This window comes from Mumia flava (assembly GCF_002797495.1).
GTDB classification, from domain to species: Bacteria; Actinomycetota; Actinomycetes; order Propionibacteriales; family Nocardioidaceae; genus Mumia; species Mumia flava.
The window spans coordinates 146,007-163,614 of record NZ_PGEZ01000002.1; the positions used below are offsets into that span (position 1 = coordinate 146,007).

Genomic DNA, 17,608 nt, shown 5'->3' on the forward strand with positions numbered 1-17,608 from the left:
AGCCTAGACAGCCCGGCGGCGCCGGGCGACCCCACCACCGGCCGCGGCCGTCACGCCCCGCCGCCGACCGGTGCGTCGCCGCTGCGCGGACCGTCGGTCCCGCTCGCGTCGGCGCGGCGACCGAACGGCGCCAGGTCCGAGCCGGAGTCGTTCATCAGCAGCACGGTCGGACGTCGCAGGCCGTAGGCGACCACCGACACCGACCCCGGTGCGACGGCGATCCGCTGGAACGCGTCCAGGTGCATCCCCAGCGCGTCGGCGAGCACGGCCTTGATGACGTCGCCGTGGCTGACCGCGGCCCACAGGGCGTCGTCGCCGTGCCGCCGGGTCAGGGCGCGATCGGTGCGGCGTACGGTCTCGACCGCCCGGGCGGCCATCGCCGGCATCGACTCGCCGCCGGGGAAGGTCACCGCGCTCGGCTGCTCCTGGACCTGGCTCCACAGCGGCTCCTTCGCCAGGTCGGTCAGCTTGCGACCGGTCCAGCGGCCGTAGCCGCACTCCACGAGGCCCGGCTCCCGGCGCAGCGTGGGATCGCCCTTCTGCGCCGCCACGACCGCGCGGGCCGTCTGCATGGTGCGCTGCAGCGGGCTCGCGGCGACCAGCGCGAGGTCGACCGCGGCGAGGCGGGTGGCGGCCTGCTGCGCCTGGCGCTCACCGGTCGGGTCGAGCCCGACGCCGCGGCTGCGGCCCGCGAGCACGCCCGCCGTGTTCGCCGCGGTCCGGCCGTGTCGGACGAGGAACAAGGTCGGCACGCACTCGAGGGTAGTCGGACGATCCCGTTCGCGCGGGCCACAATGGGGTGCGTGATCGTCGAGAGCGCCGCGTACGTCGAGGGTTCGGCCGTGGCGACCACCCGCGAGGTGGCCGAGGTCCCCGCGCTGCTGGAGCATCTGCGGCACCGCGGCGACTTCGTCTGGGTCGGGCTCCAGGACCCGACGTTCGAGGAGTTCCAGGTCCTCCAGGATGCGTTCGGCCTGCACCCGCTCGCGGTCGAGGACGCGGTCGTCGCCCATCAGCGACCGAAGGTCGACCGCTACGGCGACGCGGCCTTCCTCGTTCTCAAGGCTCTGCGGTACGACGACCCGACCAGCCAGGTCGAGACCAGCGAGGTCTCCGCCTTCGTCGGACCGCGCTACCTCATCACCGTGCGCCACGGCACGTGGCCGTCGCTCACGGGCGTCCGCGACCGCGCGCACGAGACGCCCGAGATGCTGCGGCACGGCCCGCTCGGCGCCGTCTACCACCTGGTCGACGCCGTGGTCGACCAGTACCAGTCCATCGCCGACGAGCTCGTGATCGACGTCGACCAGGTGGAGGCGTCGGTGTTCTCCGAGGAGCGCACCTCCGACTCGGGCCCGATCTACTTCCTCAAGCGTGAGCTCCAGGAGATGCGACGGGCGGTGGTCCCGATCCAGAACCCGATCTCCGACGTCATGCACGGCAGCCGCGGCTACCGCCTCCCGGAGGAGCTGCGCCCGTACTACCGCGACGTCGCCGACCATCTCGTCCACGTCGCCGGCATCGTCGGAGACCTGGACCACCTGCTCGACAACGTGCTCCAGGCCCACGCCACCCAGATCTCGATGCAGCAGAACGACGACATGCGCAAGCTCGCGGCGTACGCGGCGATGTTCGCCGGACCGACCCTGATCGCCGGCATCTACGGGATGAACTTCCGCGACATGCCCGAGCTGCACTGGGCGCTGGGCTACCCGCTCGCCCTGCTCGTGATGGCAGGCGTCGTGCTCGTGCTGTGGCGCGCGTTCAAGCGCTCCGGCTGGCTCTGACGGGGTTCGTGGGCGCGAGGGACCATCCCCGCTGGTCGAGGCGCGAGCGGAGCCCTTCCCCGCTGGTCGAGGCGCGAGCGGAGCGAGCGATCGAGACCCCGACCCCGCGGCAGCCCTCACCGCGGAACAACACGGCGGTAGGCGCCTGCACACGGACCACGTCCGGTCACGTGCCTGCGGTCTGACTCGGGGGTGGTGCGGAACGCAGGCACATGCGTGTGCGCGAGGGACCTCGGGACCGAAATGCCTGCGGTACGACCGCGAGGTGGTACGGAGCGCAGGCACGTCGGTGGTGTCGCGGGCGCGGTGGCGGGTCTCGATCACTCGCTCCGCTCGCGCCTCGACCAGCGGCAGGTCGGTCGGCGGGTCTCGATCACTCGCTCCGCTCGCGCCTCGACCAGCGGCAGGTCGGTCGGCGGGTCTCGATCACTCGCTCCGCTCGCGCCTCGACCAGCGGTGCGCTGCTACGCCGCGATGACGCCGGTGGCGAGCAGCGCCAGCGTGAGACCGCCGAGCGCGATCCGGTAGATCACGAACGGCGCGAACGAGTGCTTCGAGACGTAGCCGAGCAGCCAGTGGATCACGGCGATCCCCACGACGAAGCTGACGACGGTCGCGAGGATCGTCGGACCCACGCCATACGGGTTGTCGCCGCCCGGGATCTCCTTCAGCTCGTACAGCCCCGCGCCCACGACGGCCGGGATCGCCAGCAGGAAGGCGTACCGGGTGGCCGCCGCCCGCTCGTAGCCGAGGAGCCGCCCCATGCTGATCGTGGCGCCCGAACGCGACACACCGGGGATCAGCGCCGCGGCCTGCGCCAGGCCGTAGAGCACGGCATGGGTCCAGGTGAGGTTCTCGATCGTGCGCTCCTGGCGACCGATCCGATCGGCGACACCGAGGACCACACCGACCACCACGAGCATGGTCGCGATCACCCACAGGTTGCGGAAGTCGTTCTCGATCACCTCCTTCAGGGAGATGCCGAGGATCACGATCGGCAGCGACCCGATGATGATGAACCAGCCCATCCGCCACTCGTGCTCCTCGCGGGCCTCCGCGGAGAACAACCCGCGGACCCAGCCCGAGCCGATCGTCCAGATGTCGCGCCAGAAGTAGAGCACCACCGCGAGCTCGGTGCCGATCTGGATCACCGCGGTGAACGCGGCGCCGGGATCCTCCCAGCCGAAGAACGCCGGGTAGATCGCCAGGTGACCCGACGACGAGATCGGGAGGAACTCCGTCAGGCCCTGGATCAGCCCGAGGACGATCGCATGGAAGGTGTCCTGCATCAGTCACCGAGCCCGGACGCGTCCAGGGCGTCGGCCACGGTGCTGAGGACGTCGGCGCGCTCGGCGTGGGTGGTCCCGAACGTCGACACGGCGAGCGTCGTCACGCCGGCGTCGGCGTAGGCGTGCAGGCGCTCGGCGATCCGCTCCTTCGGGCCGATCAGCGCGGTCTGGTCGACCAGCTCGAACGGCACCGCCGCGGCCGCCTCGGCCTGCTTCTTGTCCAGGTACAGGTCCTGGATCTCCTTCGCGGCGTCCTCGAACCCCATCCGGACGGCGAGGTTGTTGTAGAAGTTCTGCTTGCGGCTGCCCATGCCCCCGACGTACAGCGCCGTGTAGGCGCGGACCATGTTCGCGCACTGCTCGAGGTCGTCACCGACCACCACGGGCACCGTGGGGACCACGTCGAAACCGTCCATGCTCTTGCCGGCCTTCTCCCGCCCCGCCCGGATCGGGTCGGTCGAGACCGCTGCCTGCTCGGGGTTGAAGAAGATCGCGAGCCAGCCGTCGGCGACCTCGCCGGCGAGCTCGAGGTTCTTCGGGCCCACAGCCGCGAGGTAGATCGGGATGTCGGGACGGTACGGGTGCAGCATGATCTTCAGGGGCTTGCCCGGTCCGTCGGGCAGCGGAAGGGTGAAGTGGTCGCCGGAGAAGTTCAGCGGCTCCTCGCGGGCCAGGATCGTGCGGACGATCTCGACGTACTCACGGGTGCGCGCCAGCGGCTTGTCGAACTTCACGCCGTGCCAGCCCTCGGACACCTGCGGCCCCGACACGCCCAGCCCGAGGCGGACCCGGCCCTCGGACAGCCGGTCCAGCGTCGCGGCCGTCATCGCCGTCATCGCGGGCGTGCGGCCCGGGATCTGCAGGATCGCGGTGCCCAGGTCCAGCTTCGTCGTCCGGGCACCGATCCACGACAGCAGCGTCGGCACGTCCGATCCGTACGCCTCCGCCGCCCACGCCGAGGAGAACCCGATCGACTCCGCGTACACCGCGGTCTCGACCCGCTCCGCGACGTCCGGTCCCGCGACGTACCCGACATTGACTCCCAGCCGCATGGCTCGCTCCTCGTCCGATCGGTCGGCGTGCTCGCCGCGCTCGTGCGCAGGCGTGCGGGTGAGCCTAGCGCCCCTCGGTGGCGCGACTCGACTAGCCTTCTGGATCAACGACGCGGCACGAGGAGCAGGATGCGAGAACGGTTCGTGGGGCGCAGCGGGCTGGCGGTCTCCGCCCTGGGCCTCGGCACGGCCTCGTGGGGCCGGGACGTCGACGAGCACGAGGCCCGCGACCTGCTCACGACCTTCCTCGACGCCGGGGGGACCCTGCTCGACACCGGCGCGTCGTACGGAGCCGGGACGGCGGAGTCCGTTCTCGGTGCCGTCCTCGCTGATATCCCCCGCGATGACGTGATCCTGGTCACGAAGGCCGGCGCGCCGACCCGCACGGGGCGGCCCGGGACCTCGCGCGGGGCCCTGCTCGGCACGCTGGACGCGTCGCTCGGGCGCCTCGGGGTCGACACCGTCGACCTGTGGCTCGTGCAGCGCTGGGACCCGCAGGTCCCGTCCGAGGAGACGCTCGCGGCGATGGAGCACGCCGTCACGACCGGTCGGACCCGCTACGTCGGTGTCGCGAACCACAACGGCTGGCAGACCGCCTACGTCCACACCCGGCAGGCGATGCGGGAGACCGGGGCGCCGATCGTGGCCGACCAGGTCGAGTACTCGCTGGTCAACCGCACCGCCGAGGCCGAGGTCCTTCCAGCGGCCGATGCGCTCGGGTTCGGGGTGATCGCCTGGTCGGCGCTCGGCCGCGGCGTGCTCACCGGCAAGTACCGCCACGGCGTCGTGCCGTCCGACTCCCGCGCCGCCTCCGACCACCTGGCCGGTTTCGTCGAGCCGTACCTCCAAGGGTCGGCACCGTCGGTCGTCGAAGGGGTGTGCCGGGCCGCCGACGGGCTCGGGCTCAGCCCCGCGGAGGTCGCTCTGGCCTGGATCCGCGACCGGCCGGCCGTCGCGAGCGCCCTCGTCGGCCCCCGGACCGCTGCCCAGCTCAAGGGCCTGCTGACGGTCGAGGACGTGGTGCTGCCGGACGAGATCGTCTCGGCACTCGACGACGTGTCGGCGGAGGCGGGGTGAGCACGACGAGCGCAGAGTACGAGTTCCAGAGGTTCTGGCTTCCACGCACGGAGTCGCGCCAGTCCGTACGACGGCTGCTGACCGACGCCGCGGAGTACGAGGGCTGGGAGCTGGCGCGGCTGCGGTTGTTCCCCGACGGCAGGCGCCGGATCACCCTGCGCCGCCGGATCATCCGGGTCCGCCGCACGCTGTAGCGGTGCTCGCCGGGAGGGTCTCCCCAGCCGGCTGGGGAAACCTCCACCCGGCGACGACGGTTTCCGCAGCCAGGTGGTGCTCTGCGTTGCCAGGTGGACGGCCGAGGGCGGCGGACAGGCGTGACCGGAGACGGACGGGCTCGACCGGCGGCGCTCAGGCCAGGTCGAGGAAGCGGTGCAGCACCCGCGCGCCGAACTCCAGCGCGTCGGTCGGGACCCGCTCGTCGATCCCGTGGAACAGCGCGGTGAAGTCCAGGTCCGACGGGAGCCGCAGCGGCGCGAAGCCGTACGACCGGATCCCGAGCCGGTCCCACGCCTTGGCGTCCGTGCCGCCCGACATGAGGTACGGCGCGACGGCCGCCTCGGGGTCCTCGGTGTGCAGCGACACGGTCATCGCGTCGACGAGGTCGCCCGCGAACGGGTACTCCAGGGCCGGCTGGACCGTGATCGGCTCGACCGTCACCCGCTCGCCGACGATCCGCTGCACCTCGGCGACGAAGGTCTCCTGCTGTCCCGGCAGGTACCGACCGTCGACGGCGGCGCTCGCCTCCCCTGGCACGACGTTCACCTTGTAGCCCGCGTCGAGCATCGTCGGGTTGGTGATGTTGCGCAGACCCGCGCCGATCATCCGCGCCGCCGGGCCGATGTGTGCGAGCGTCGCGTCGTCGTCCGCGCCCGTATCCCCGGACAGCTCGCGGATCGTGTCGAGCAGCGTCCGCATCGACGGACCCGGGTCGGTCGGCCAGTCGTACGCCCCGATGGCCCGGACGGCCTCGGCGATCGCGGTGACCGGGTTGTCGGGCTGGATCATCGACCCGTGCCCGGCGGTGCCGACCGCGTGCAGCCGCATCCACGCGAGGCCCTTCTCCCCGGACTCGATCAGGTAGAGCCGACGGTCCCCCACGTACGTCGAGAACCCGCCGACCTCGCCCACCGCCTCCGTGACGCCCTCGAGCAGGTCGGGCCGCTCGGAGACGATCTGGTGCGCGCCGTGCAGGCTGCCGGCCTCCTCGTCGGCGGTGAACGCCAGCACGACCGTGCGCCGCGGGCGCATCCCGGCCCGCTGACGTGCCCGGACGACCGACAGCATCATCGCGTCGAAGTCCTTCATGTCGACCGCGCCGCGGCCGTGCAGGTAGCCGCCGTCGATCTCGCCGGAGAACGGGTCGTACCGCCAGTCCGACGCCTGCGCCGGCACCACGTCGAGGTGACCGTGCAGGAGCAGCGGCGGCAGCGACGGATCGGTGCCCTCCCACCGCGCCACCAGGTTCGTACGGCCCGGCGTGATCTCGACGATCTCGGTCGCGATCCCGACCTCCTCGAGCAGCTCCGCGACGTACTCCGCCGCCTTGCGCTCCCCCGGGCCGGTGTCGTCGCCGACGTTCGTGGTGTCGATCCGGATGAGGTTCCGGCAGATCTCGACGACCTCGGCCGCGACGTCGACCGGCTCCCCTCGGACGGAGGGGTTTCCGGTGGGCTCGTCGGCTGCGGTGTCACGGCTCATGTCCCCCATCCTGCCTGCCGCGCGACCGAAGGTCACCCGCTCCGCGTCGTGCGGGGTCGGCGTGGAGGCGCTCACCGGGGGTTTGCTAGAGTTCTTCTGCACGGTGAACGTGCCGCGAGGCACGCCATCGAGACCCTGTCCGGGTGGCGGAATAGGTAGACGCGCTAGCTTGAGGTGCTAGTGCCCGTATTAGGGCATGGGGGTTCAAGTCCCCCCTCGGACACGCACAGAACCCCAGGGCGACCTGGGGTTTCTTGTTTCCTGCGGCACTCGGGATGCATGTGCGCGTCGGCTCCGCCAGCATGAGGCGAGGACACCGCCTCTCGGGGCAGGAGCTGCCATGAGCACGGAGACGGACCCGGCGCCGCGCACGGTCGCGAGGATGTCGCTCCCGACGCTGACCGCGATGGTCGTCGGCGGGATGGTGGGCGCGGGCGTGTTCTCGCTGCCCGCGCGCTTCGGTGTGGCGACGGGCATCCTCGGCTCCCTGATCGCCTGGGCGATCGCCGGCACCGGCATGCTGATGCTCGCGTTCGTCTTCCAGAACCTCGCGATCCGCAAGCCGGACCTCGACTCCGGGGTCTACATCTACGCGAAGGCCGGATTCGGGGACTACGCCGGCTTCAACTCGGCGATCGGCTTCTGGGCGAGCTCGATCGCCGGCAACACGTTCTACTGGGTCTTCATCACCGCGACGCTGGGCACGTTCTTCGACGGGTTCGGTGACGGCGACACGGTGCTCGCGGTGGCGCTGTCGACGGCGGGGGTCTGGGCCTTCCACACGATGATCGCCCGCGGCATCCGCGACGCCGCGATCATCAACCGGATCGTGACGGTCTTCAAGATCATCCCCATCCTCGTGTTCATCGTCGTGCTGTTCGTGAACTTCGACGCGGAGGTGTTCGCCGACAACTGGACGGCCTACGACTACGGGGACCTGGGAGGTCTGAACGAGCAGGTCCGCAACACGATGCTGATCACGACGTTCGTGTTCATCGGGATCGAGGGCGCGAGCGTCTACTCCCGCTACGCGAAGCGGCGCAAGGACGTCGGTCGCGCGACGGTCCTGGGCTTCCTGAGCGTGCTGTCGATCTTCGCCCTGGTGACCCTGTCGAGCTACTCGGTGGTCCCCCAGCCGGAGCTGGCGGACACGCGGCAGCCCTCGATGATCGGGGTCTTCGAGTCGGTGGTCGGAGAGTGGGGCGAGGTCTTCATCAGCGTCGCGGTGATCGTCTCGGTCCTGGGCGCGTACCTCGCGTGGACGCTGATGGCCGCCGAGGTGATGTACGTCCCGGCGCGCAGCGACGACTTCCCGGCGTTCCTGGGCCGCGAGAACGCCCACGGCACGCCGATCACCGCACTCGTCGTCACGTCGCTGGCCGTCCAGGGGCTGCTCGCAGCCACGCTGCTGCTGACCGATGCGTTGAACTTCATGCTCGACCTGAGCACGAGCCTGGCCCTCCTCCCGTACTTCCTGGCCGCTGCGTACGCGCTCAAGCTCGGGCTGACCGGGGAGGCGTACGACGGCGTCCCCGCCGCGGTGCGTCGCCGCGAGACGATCGTCGGCGGTGCCGCCACCGCCTACACGCTGTTCTTGTTCGACGCGGCCGGCCTGAAGTTCGTCCTGCTGATGACCGTGATCCTGGCGCCCGCGACGCTGCTCTACGTGAAGGCCCGCAGCGAGCGCGGGCAGCGGCTCTTCACCCCGACCGAGGTCGCCGTGTGCGCCGTGGTGGTGCTCGGCGGGCTGATCGGGGCGATCGGCCTGTGGACGGGCCGCATCACGATCTGACCGCCGTGACCGCTCCCCCGTGCTCCGCAGAAGGAAGGATGACCCCATGACCGTCTCTTCGACGTACGGCGTGCACTCCGAGGTGGGCCGGCTGCGCAAGGTCCTGGTCTGCCGTCCCGGTCTCGCGCACCGGCGGCTGACCCCCACGAACGCCGACGACCTCTTGTTCGACGACGTGATGTGGGTCGAGAACGCCCAGCGCGACCACGCCGACTTCGTGAACAAGCTGACGTCGCGGGGCGTCGAGGTGGTCGAGCTCCACGACCTGCTGGCCCGCACGGTGGCGGACCCGGCGGCGCGCGACTGGCTGCTCGACCGCAAGATCGTCGCCAACGAGGTCGGGTGGGGGCTGATGGACGGCACCCGGGCGTACCTCGAGTCGCTGGAGCCGACCCAGCTCGCGGATCTGCTGATCGGCGGGATGGCGACGACCGACCTCCCAGAGGACTTCCGCACCGACTTCCTGAGCATGGCCCGGGACTCGCCGGGCGTGCGCGAGTACCTGATGCCGCCGTTGCCGAACACGCTGTACACCCGCGACACGACCTGCTGGCTGTACGGCGGGCTGACGATGAATCCGCTGTTCTGGCCGGCGCGGCACGACGAGACGCTGCTGATGAAGGCGATCTACACGTTCCACCCCGACTTCACGGGTTCGACGATCTGGTGGGGCGACCCGGAGCAGGAGTGGGGGCAGGCGACGTTCGAGGGCGGCGACATCATGCCGGTCGGCAACGGCGTGGTGCTGATGGGGATGAGCGAGCGGACGTCGCGGCAGGCGATCACGCAGGTCGCGAAGGCGCTGTTCGACCAGGGCGCCGCCGAGCAGGTGATCGTCGCCGGCATGCCGAAGCTGCGCGCCGCCATGCATCTCGACACCGTGTTCACCTTCGCCGACCGCGACGTCGTCACGCTCTACCCGCGGATCATGGACGCCGTCCGCACGTTCACCCTGCGACCCTCGGACACCGATCCCGGGATCGCCGTGACCGACGAGGAGGGCGAGCCCTTCACCGACGTGGTCGCCCGAGGACTGGGACTGGACAGCCTCCGGGTGATCGAGACCGGCGGTGACGTGTACGCGTCGGAACGCCAGCAGTGGGACTCCGGCAACAACGCCGTCGCGCTCGAGCCCGGGGTCGTGTTCACCTACGACCGCAACACGACGACCAACACCCTGCTGCGCAAGGCCGGCATCGAGGTCATCACGATCGTCGGGGCCGAGCTCGGTCGCGGCCGTGGCGGCGGTCACTGCATGACGTGCCCGATCGTGCGGGAGCCGGTCGCGTTCTGACGGCGCCGCTAGGGTCGCCGGATGAGCACGACCGAGGCCCCGAACGGCGCTCGACGGCCGCTGCGGGCCCTGGAGCGGTTCTGGGGGATGCATCCACGCCTGTCGATGGCGATCAAGGGGGCCGTGGCTGCCGCGCTGGCCTGGTTCGTCGCGCACCTCCTCCCCGCACCGCTGTCCGACTACGCCTACTACGCACCGCTCGGCGCGGTGGTCGCGACGGCCTACACCGTCGTCGCGTCCGTCCGGGACTCGGTGCGCACCGTCGCCGCGATCGCCGTCGGAGCCGCGATCGCGCAGCTCGTCGAGGTCGCCGGTCTGCCGAGCGTGGTCGGCGTCGCCGTCGTGGTCGTCCTCGCGATCCTGGCCGCGGGGTGGCCGTGGTTCGCCGACGCGCGCGCCTGGGTGGTGACGTCCGCGCTGTTCGTCCTGATCCTGGGCCGCGCCGACGCCATCGGGTACGCGGGCTCGTACACCGCGCTCGTCGCTCTCGGAGCCGCGATCGGGACCGCGGTGAACGCGGTGCTGCCGCCGCTCATGCTGCTCCCGACCAGCGCCGAGCTCGACCGGCTCCGGGACACCCTCGTCGACCAGCTCGACGACCTGAGGGACGGCCTCAGCGCCGACGAGGCACCGTCCCCGGACGAGTGGCGCGCACGCGAGCGCGAGATCCGTCCGGTCGCCGCGCGGGCCCGCCAGGCCGTCGACTGGAGCCGCGACGCCGCCCGGGCGAACCCGCGGGCGCGACGCAACGCCCGCTGGGTCTCCTCGGTGACCGGTCGCGCCGACGCGCTGGAGACGTCGGCCGAGGTCGTGGACGACCTGACCCGCATGGTGGTCCGCTGGGAGAGCCGGGACCGGCACGACCTGGCGTTCGGGCAGGCGCTGCGCCCGCTGGTCGCGGACGCCTTGGACGCCTACGCGTCGGCCCTGCGCACGACCGACGACGCTACGGCGGACCCAGGCGCGCTCGACCGGCTGCAGGAGGCGACCGACGCCCTGCACCGCGCCGTGCGGGCCCGCCGCTCCGAGGTCGGTGCGGACACCTTCGTCGCCGGGACGGTCGTCCTCGCCCTCGGGCGCGCCGGGGCCGCCCTCGGGCGGCACGAACCCGCCCCGTGACGCCGCGGGCTACTCCCCCGGCCCGCGCGGGGTGGGCACCGGTCGTACGGGCTGGCGCAGGATCGTGCGTCGCTTCTCGACGGAGACCCTGCGGAAGTCGCTGAGGTAGATCTCGTGGTGCTTGCCGGTCATCGCGAGACCCTCACCGGGGATGAACTCGTCGTGCATCCGGGCGAGCACGGCGCCCTCGTCGTCGAACGCCCCGACGTGCAGGGTCTGCACGCAGGTCCCCTCGTCCAGCGATTCCAGACGGACGTCGTCCAGCCGCGCCGCCGGACCCTTCGTCCGGGCGCGCTCCACCGCACCGGCGACCATGGCCGGACCGAGCCAGCCGGGAACCATGATCATCAGCGTCCAGTCCCAGCGGGACTTGTCCCGCGCCGTGGTGAAGGCAGCGGGGTCGTCGGCCCTCCACAGGCCCTCCAGCGGAGGGACGACATAGTCGCGTCCGAGGTCGTCCTTGCTCGCGAACTTCAGGGCGTACGCCACCGGGTAGAGCGCCTCGACCGCCGCGACGAACGCCGGAGTGTTCGGGTCTCCGTGGCCGTCGATCGCGAGGTACGTCTGAGGAGGGACGTCGAGGACCACGAACCGTCCGCGGGGGGCCCGACAGGAGTCGAGAGATCGCTTGAAGTCGACCTTGTCCGCCATCGGGCCCCTCGCTGGACGTCGCTCTACCTGCGCTTCACCGCCATCGTGAACCGGTCCATCTTGAACGTCCGGGTCACGCCGCCGGTGGACACGATCTCGAAACCGTACCCGACCTGGCCGACGGTGACGCGCGGCGACAGCAGTCCCCGCCGCTTGGCGTCGCGGATCGTCGCGAGGACCTTCGTGGTGCCCTTCCTGTAGTTGCGCTTCGGCACGTACGCGATGTAGCTCGAGTCTCGCCGGCTGGTCGCCCAGACCGTCCAGGACCGTCCACCGATCTTCACGTTGCGCGCGCGGACCGAGCCCGCGGGACGCTGCCGACGGTTGTGGGTCCAGATCATCAGCTCGTGCTCGCCCGGGACGCCGTTGAGCCAGACGTCGTACGCGGCGTTGTAGATGCCGGCCTTCGGGGCACGGTGCTGGTGACGCGCCCGGATCCTGGTGAACGTCTTGAGCCGGGGCTCGCGGCCGGTCGACCAGTTGTGCCAGTCGCGGTGCACGTTCGGGTACGTCTTGACGGCGCCGTCACCGCGCCGGTTGTCCATCCGCGCGCGGACCTTCCAGTTGCCCTTGCTGCAGACGAAGATCTTCTGACGGACGTTGTAGCCGCCGGCGTTCCAGCCGTTGTTGGCCACGACGTACTTCCCGCGGAACCACATCGCGCTGAGATCGGTGGTGGTCCACTTCGCGTTCGCGCCGCAGGTGCTCGCGGCCGCGGACGACGTCGTCGCTGCGACCAGTAGGGGGGCTGCCAGCGTGACGGCTGCCAGCCAGGCCAGGACTCGCTTCATGTGAAAGATCAACTACCTTCCCGGTGTCGTGAGGGACGACGGTCACCCGGGGGGTTGTGACACGACGATCGACTCCGGCGAGAGTACGTCGAAGATGCCGCTGTGGCGAGCCCCTCGGACCTGCAGCCCACGGGCGCCTGCCGAGGCCCGGCACGCGCACTACAGTCGCAACCGTGAAGGCATGGCGTCGGTTCACCGTCCGTCCGCAGTTGCCCGAAGCACTCGGGGCGCTCGCGGAGCTGTCCACCAATCTGCGCTGGTCCTGGGACGCCCGCACCCAGGCCCTGTTCGCGCGGATCGACCCCGAGGCGTGGGAGCGCACGGGGCACGACCCGGTCGGTCTGCTCGGCGAGGTCGGGGCAGATCGGCTGGCCGAGCTCGAGCACGACGGCGACTTCCGTGCCGAGCTGGACGCGACGGCCGACGACCTCCGCAACTACCTCGCCAAGCCCCGGTGGTTCCAGCACCAGGAGGACGCCGGCGCTGCGCTGCCCGATCTGGTCGCCTACTTCTCGATGGAGTTCGGCGTCACCGAGGTCCTCCCGATCTACTCGGGCGGCCTCGGGATCCTCGCCGGCGACCACCTCAAGGCCGCCTCGGACCTCGGCGTCCCCCTGATCGGCGTGGGCCTGCTGTACCGCTCGGGCTACTTCCGCCAGTCCCTGGACCGCTCGGGCTGGCAGGTCGAGCGCTACCCGGCCCTCGACCCCCAGGGTCTCCCCCTGCGGCTGCTCGCCGACGACGACGGGCCGGTCCACGTCGACGTCGCGATGCCGGGTGACCGCACCCTCACGGCCCGGGTCTGGGTCGCGCAGGTCGGCCGCGTCCCGTTGCTGCTGCTCGACTCGGACATGCCGCAGAACGACGCCGAGCTGCGCGCGGTCACCGACCGGTTGTACGGAGGGGGCCAGGACCAGCGGATCCGGCAGGAGATCCTCGCGGGGATCGGCGGTGTCCGAGCCGTCCGCGCCTACACCCGCATCCTCGGGACCGGCGATCCGACCGTGTTCCACATGAACGAGGGACACGCCGGCTTCCTCGGTCTCGAGCGGGTCCGCGAGCTGCTGTCCGACCCGGCGGTCGACGTCGACCTCGACACCGCCCTGGCCGCGGTCCGCGCCAGCACGGTGTTCACGACCCACACGCCGGTCGACGCCGGCATCGACCGGTTCCCGGTCGACCTGGTCCGGCACTACTTCGGCGGCCCGGAGGGCGCCTCGACGCTGCTCGGGGGGATCCCGCTCGAGCGGATCCTGGCGCTCGGCGCGGAGGACGACCCCGGCGTGTTCAACATGGCGCACATGGGCCTGCGCCTGGGCGAGCGCTCCAACGGTGTCTCCCGGCTGCACGGCCACGTCAGCCGGGCGATGTTCAACGGGCTGTGGCCCGGCTTCGACGCCGAGGAGGTGCCGATCGGCTCGATCACGAACGGCGTGCACGCGCCGACGTGGGCGGCCCGACCGTGGTTCGAGCTCGCCGAGCGGATCGTGGAGCCTGAGCAGCTCGAGGAGGCTCGCGGCTGGGAGCGGATCCAGGACGTCGACGTCGCCGAGCTGTGGCAGATCCGCAACGACCTGCGCGCCACGCTCGTCGAGGACGTCCGCGCCCGCGTCCGCCGGTCGTGGCTCGAGCGCGGGTCCAGCGAGGCCGAGCTGACGTGGGTCGAGGACGCGTTCGACCCCGGTGCTCTCACGATCGGCTTCGCGCGGCGCGTCCCGACGTACAAGCGACTGACGCTGATGCTGCGCGATCCCGAGCGTCTGCGCGCGATCCTGCTCGACGAGCAGCGACCGGTCCAGCTGATCGTCGCGGGCAAGGCGCACCCGAACGACCAGGGGGGCAAGGAGCTGATCCAGCAGATGGTGCACTTCGCCGACGAGGCCGACGTCCGGCACCGGATCGTGTTCCTGCCGGACTACGACATGTCGATGGCGCGCGAGCTCTACGCCGGCTGCGACGTCTGGCTGAACAACCCGCAGCGCCCCCTGGAGGCCTGCGGCACGTCCGGAATGAAGTCGGCCCTGAACGGCGGGCTCAACCTGTCGATCATGGACGGCTGGTGGGACGAGTGGTACGACGGCGTGAACGGCTGGGCGATCCCCACGGCCGACGGCGTCGCCGACGACGACCGGCGTGACGATCTCGAGGCGTCCGCGCTGTACGACATCCTCGAGCGCGACGTCGTCCCGACGTTCTACGACCGCGACGCCGCCGGTGTCCCCCAGGCCTGGATGGCGCGGGTGCGGCACACCCTCGAGACCCTCGGTCCGAAGGTGCTGGCCTCGCGGATGGTGCACGACTACGTCACGACGCTCTACGCTCCCGCCGCGGCGGCCGGAGCGACGGTGCGGGCGGACGACTTCGCCGGCGCTCGCGCCCTGGCGGACCACCGTACGAAGGTGCGCGACGCGTGGCCGTCGGTGCGGGTCCTGAACGTCGATGCGTCCGGGCTGCCGGACACGCCCGTGCTCGGTGCGCAGGTGACGGTGTCCGCCCAGGTGGATCTCGACGGGCTCGACCCGGCCGAGGTCGTCGTCCAGTGCGTCGTGGGGCGGGCCGACTCCGACGACGTGCTGCACGACCCGGCGGCCGTGTCGATGGATCGCACCGGCTCCGACGGCGCGCGCCACACCTACACCGTCGACGTGGAGCTCCCGATGGCCGGATCGATCGGCTACACCGTGCGGGTCCTCCCCCACCATGCGCTCCTCGCCACCGACGCCGACGAGGGCCTGGTCAGCTACCCCGCGCGGTGACGCCGGGCTCTCCGAACACCCGCGGCAGGTAGCGCAGGACGAGCACCGACCACGCCAGGTGCGTGAGCGCGGGGGCTTGGATGCCGCCCGTGGCGCGCCGCTGGAGCGCGAACAGCGTGCCCATCGCGGCTCCCGCCAGCGTCAGGGCCGGATTGCGGGTCGACGCGGTCGCCGCGGTGTAGGCGACGGTCGACCACAGCACCGGGCGGTTCTGCGCGACCGCCTCGTACAGCGCCCCGCGGAAGAACACCTCCTCGGCGACCCCGTTCGCCAGGGTCGTCAGCGTGACCAGTCCCGCATCGCCCTCGTCGGCGAACCGCAGGACCCTCCGCACGGCGGCGTCGAGCACCGGGATCCGGCGGGCGACCACGGCGGCGCCCATCAGACCACCGAACGCCGCGGCGCCGGTGAGCACCGGGACGACGACGGGCCGCCGGCGGTGCCCGGCGAGGGACTCGATCCACCCCTGGTGCAGAGGCCCCGACAGCAGGGCGCCGACCGTCCACACCCCCGCCGTGGTCAGGGTGAGCGTGTAGAACTGCGGGGATCCGGGACGGGTGGACAACGACGTCCCGAGCGTGGCGGCGCCCACCACCCCGACCAGGGTCACCCGGCGGCGGCGGCGTCGGATCACGTCGTCGGACTCGGGCACGCGGCCCGGCACCTCGTACGCGAGGCTGCGCGGGAGCCAGCCCTTCAGGCGCGATCCCAGGGTCATCGCGGCGGCCCGCCGTCGACGTCGGCGGGACGGCCCCGGTCGGCGTCGCGCTCGGCCAGCGCCCGGCGGACCGCGTCGTCGTAGCCCATCGGCTCGAACGGGATCACCGTCCGCACCGTGTCGTCGCGCACGACCACCTCGTTGACCATCGAGTCGACCAGGGACCGTCCGGTCGCGGTGTCCACGTCGGTGACCAGGGCGAGCCAGCGCGAGGACAGGCCCGGGCTCAGCAGCGGCACCGGAACGATCGGGAGCGGCCGGCCCTCGATCCTGGCGACCCGGCGCATCATGTCGGCGTACGCGAGGACGTCCGGGCCGCCGATCTCGTACGCACGGTCCGATCCTTCCGGGAGCGTGAGAGCGGCGACGAGGTAGCGGATCACGTCCTGGACCGCGATCGGCTGGGTCCGCGTCATCACCCAGCGCGGGGTCACCATCGCCGGCAGGTGCTCGACCAGCTGGCGGGTGATCTCCCAGGAGATCCCGCCGTGCCCGATCACGATTCCCGCGCGCAGCGTCGTGACGGGCACCCCGCCCGAGCCCAGAAGACCCTCGACCTGCCGGCGGCTGCGCAGGTGGTCGGACAGGTCGTCGTCGTCGTTCCCGAGACCGCCGAGGTAGACGATCCGCCGCAGACTGTGGGCGCCCGCTGCGACCCCGAACTCGGTCGCCGCCTCCGCGTCCCGGCGCACGAAGTCGTCCGAGCCCAGAGAGTGGACGAGGTAGTAGGCGGCCTCGACACCCTGGAGCGCACCGGCGAGCGACGCGGGGTCGGCGACGTCGCCGTGGACGGGCTCACCGGCTCCGGCGTAGGTCTCCGGGTGCCGGGTCATCGCGACGACCTCGTGTCCCTGCTCGACCAGAGCCGGGGCGAGCCGACGGCCGATGAAACCGGTCGCGCCGGTGACGAGCACACGCATCGGGCCTCCTCCTTCGTCCTGATCACGATGATCCGGGTCCGCGTGCGATCGCGCAGGCCGCCGCGGCGGGTCGGTGTGAGAGGTTGGACGCATGCGGTCCGCCCTCCTCGCCACACTCGCCGCGTCGGCGCTCGTCCTGACCGCCTGCGGGTCCGAGGGTGGCGACACGGCGGACCCGTCGACCTCGCCGCCGCGGTCGGCCGCCACGTCCGCGTCGGACACGGCCGAGCCCGAGACGGCGACCGAGCCCTCGTCCTCGCCGGACCTGCCGGACTCCCCCGCCACCGCTCGTCCCCCGGACTCCGACCCCGGGACGGTGATCACCACCGGCGGCAGCGAGTTCGGGCCGATGCTGTTCGACGAGAACGACCAGGCGATCTACATGTGGGAGCGCGAGCCGACCTCGAAGCCGACCTGCTACGGCGACTGCGCGGACGCGTGGCCGCCCGTCCTCACCGATGGCGAGCCGGTCGCAGCCGGCAAGGTGAAGCCTCGGCTGCTCGGCACCACGAAGCGACGCGGCGGCCAGATCCAGGTCACCTACGGCGGCCACCCGCTGTACTACTACGTCGATGAGGGGCCCGGCGAGGTCCTGTGCCACAACGTCGCGACGCACGGCGGCCTGTGGTGGGTGGTGCAGCCGGACGGCGATCCGGCCCCCTGA

16 protein-coding genes and 1 tRNA gene are annotated in these 17,608 nt (G+C 71.6%); 9 read left to right on the forward strand and 8 right to left on the reverse strand.

The genetic code is table 11. The features are described from left to right. Positions 1 to 50 precede the first annotated feature (50 nt). Positions 51 to 752: an MSMEG_4193 family putative phosphomutase gene (locus tag CLV56_RS14885; RefSeq protein WP_039362018.1), complete on the reverse strand. Its 702-nt coding sequence runs from the start codon at positions 750 to 752 to the stop codon at positions 51 to 53. Positions 753 to 794: 42 nt separating this feature from the next. Here CLV56_RS14885 and corA point away from each other — a divergent pair, with 42 nt between their 5' ends. Beyond that, entirely contained in the window at positions 795 to 1,787 is a 993-nt protein-coding gene (corA, locus tag CLV56_RS14890) for a magnesium/cobalt transporter CorA (protein ID WP_100415211.1), read from the forward strand. A gap of 464 nt (positions 1,788 to 2,251) precedes the next feature. Here the strand turns inward: corA and CLV56_RS14895 are convergent, their stop codons facing one another. After that, a complete protein-coding gene (locus CLV56_RS14895; RefSeq protein ID WP_039362021.1) occupies positions 2,252 to 3,076 on the reverse strand; it encodes an undecaprenyl-diphosphate phosphatase in 825 nt (274 codons plus the stop codon). Continuing rightward, entirely contained in the window at positions 3,076 to 4,128 is a 1,053-nt protein-coding gene (locus CLV56_RS14900) for an LLM class F420-dependent oxidoreductase (RefSeq protein ID WP_039362024.1), read from the reverse strand. Before CLV56_RS14900 ends, CLV56_RS14895 begins: the two co-directional genes overlap by 1 nt. 129 nt (positions 4,129 to 4,257) lie before the next feature. Here CLV56_RS14900 and CLV56_RS14905 point away from each other — a divergent pair, with 129 nt between their 5' ends. Both CLV56_RS14905 and CLV56_RS14910 read left to right on the forward strand, forming a co-directional pair. Then, positions 4,258 to 5,205, forward strand: a complete 948-nt coding sequence (locus CLV56_RS14905) for an aldo/keto reductase (RefSeq protein ID WP_039362027.1) — start codon at positions 4,258 to 4,260, stop codon at positions 5,203 to 5,205. Continuing rightward, complete coding sequence (locus CLV56_RS14910) at positions 5,202 to 5,399, forward strand: DUF5703 family protein (RefSeq protein ID WP_039362029.1); 198 nt, start codon at positions 5,202 to 5,204, stop codon at positions 5,397 to 5,399. Before CLV56_RS14905 ends, CLV56_RS14910 begins: the two co-directional genes overlap by 4 nt. A gap of 154 nt (positions 5,400 to 5,553) precedes the next feature. Here CLV56_RS14910 and CLV56_RS14915 read toward each other — a convergent pair whose 3' ends face one another. After that, the gene (locus CLV56_RS14915) at positions 5,554 to 6,903 is read right to left on the reverse strand and encodes a M20/M25/M40 family metallo-hydrolase (RefSeq protein ID WP_100415486.1); all 1,350 of its coding nucleotides are present in this window, start codon (positions 6,901 to 6,903) and stop codon (positions 5,554 to 5,556) included. 137 nt (positions 6,904 to 7,040) lie between these two features. On the opposite strand from CLV56_RS14915, the gene CLV56_RS14920 reads away from it, so the two are divergent. The 4 genes from CLV56_RS14920 (at position 7,041) to CLV56_RS14935 (ending at position 11,108) form a co-directional block, all read left to right on the forward strand. Further along, a tRNA-Leu gene (locus tag CLV56_RS14920) sits at positions 7,041 to 7,126 on the forward strand. Positions 7,127 to 7,243: 117 nt separating this feature from the next. Further along, positions 7,244 to 8,695, forward strand: a complete 1,452-nt coding sequence (locus CLV56_RS14925; RefSeq protein WP_039362032.1) for a basic amino acid/polyamine antiporter — start codon at positions 7,244 to 7,246, stop codon at positions 8,693 to 8,695. Between the two features lie 46 nt (positions 8,696 to 8,741). After that, positions 8,742 to 9,989 (forward strand): arginine deiminase, encoded by a 1,248-nt coding sequence (gene arcA / locus CLV56_RS14930; protein ID WP_039362035.1) that lies wholly within the window; start codon positions 8,742 to 8,744, stop codon positions 9,987 to 9,989. 21 nt (positions 9,990 to 10,010) lie between these two features. Further along, positions 10,011 to 11,108 (forward strand): aromatic acid exporter family protein, encoded by a 1,098-nt coding sequence (locus tag CLV56_RS14935; protein ID WP_100415212.1) that lies wholly within the window; start codon positions 10,011 to 10,013, stop codon positions 11,106 to 11,108. A 9-nt stretch (positions 11,109 to 11,117) separates the two neighbouring features. Here CLV56_RS14935 and CLV56_RS14940 read toward each other — a convergent pair whose 3' ends face one another. Beyond that, complete coding sequence (locus CLV56_RS14940; protein WP_039362041.1) at positions 11,118 to 11,759, reverse strand: GyrI-like domain-containing protein; 642 nt, start codon at positions 11,757 to 11,759, stop codon at positions 11,118 to 11,120. A gap of 23 nt (positions 11,760 to 11,782) precedes the next feature. Beyond that, positions 11,783 to 12,550 carry a GH12 family glycosyl hydrolase domain-containing protein gene (locus CLV56_RS14945; protein ID WP_039362043.1) on the reverse strand — a complete coding sequence of 256 codons (768 nt, stop codon included), beginning with the start codon at positions 12,548 to 12,550 and terminating at the stop codon, positions 11,783 to 11,785. Positions 12,551 to 12,723: 173 nt separating this feature from the next. On the opposite strand from CLV56_RS14945, the gene glgP reads away from it, so the two are divergent. Then, positions 12,724 to 15,306: an alpha-glucan family phosphorylase gene (gene glgP, locus CLV56_RS14950; RefSeq protein WP_039362046.1), complete on the forward strand. Its 2,583-nt coding sequence runs from the start codon at positions 12,724 to 12,726 to the stop codon at positions 15,304 to 15,306. Here the strand turns inward: glgP and CLV56_RS14955 are convergent. Further along, entirely contained in the window at positions 15,287 to 16,024 is a 738-nt protein-coding gene (locus tag CLV56_RS14955) for a CPBP family intramembrane glutamic endopeptidase (RefSeq protein WP_039362049.1), read from the reverse strand. The two genes, glgP and CLV56_RS14955, sit on opposite strands and share 20 nt — an antisense overlap. After that, positions 16,021 to 16,944, reverse strand: a complete 924-nt coding sequence (locus tag CLV56_RS14960; protein ID WP_039362051.1) for an NAD(P)H-binding protein — start codon at positions 16,942 to 16,944, stop codon at positions 16,021 to 16,023. The genes CLV56_RS14955 and CLV56_RS14960 overlap by 4 nt, the downstream gene beginning before the upstream one ends. A gap of 91 nt (positions 16,945 to 17,035) precedes the next feature. On the opposite strand from CLV56_RS14960, the gene CLV56_RS14965 reads away from it, so the two are divergent. Continuing rightward, on the forward strand, positions 17,036 to 17,608 hold the full coding sequence (locus CLV56_RS14965; RefSeq protein ID WP_039362054.1) for a COG4315 family predicted lipoprotein: 573 nt from the start codon (positions 17,036 to 17,038) through the stop codon (positions 17,606 to 17,608).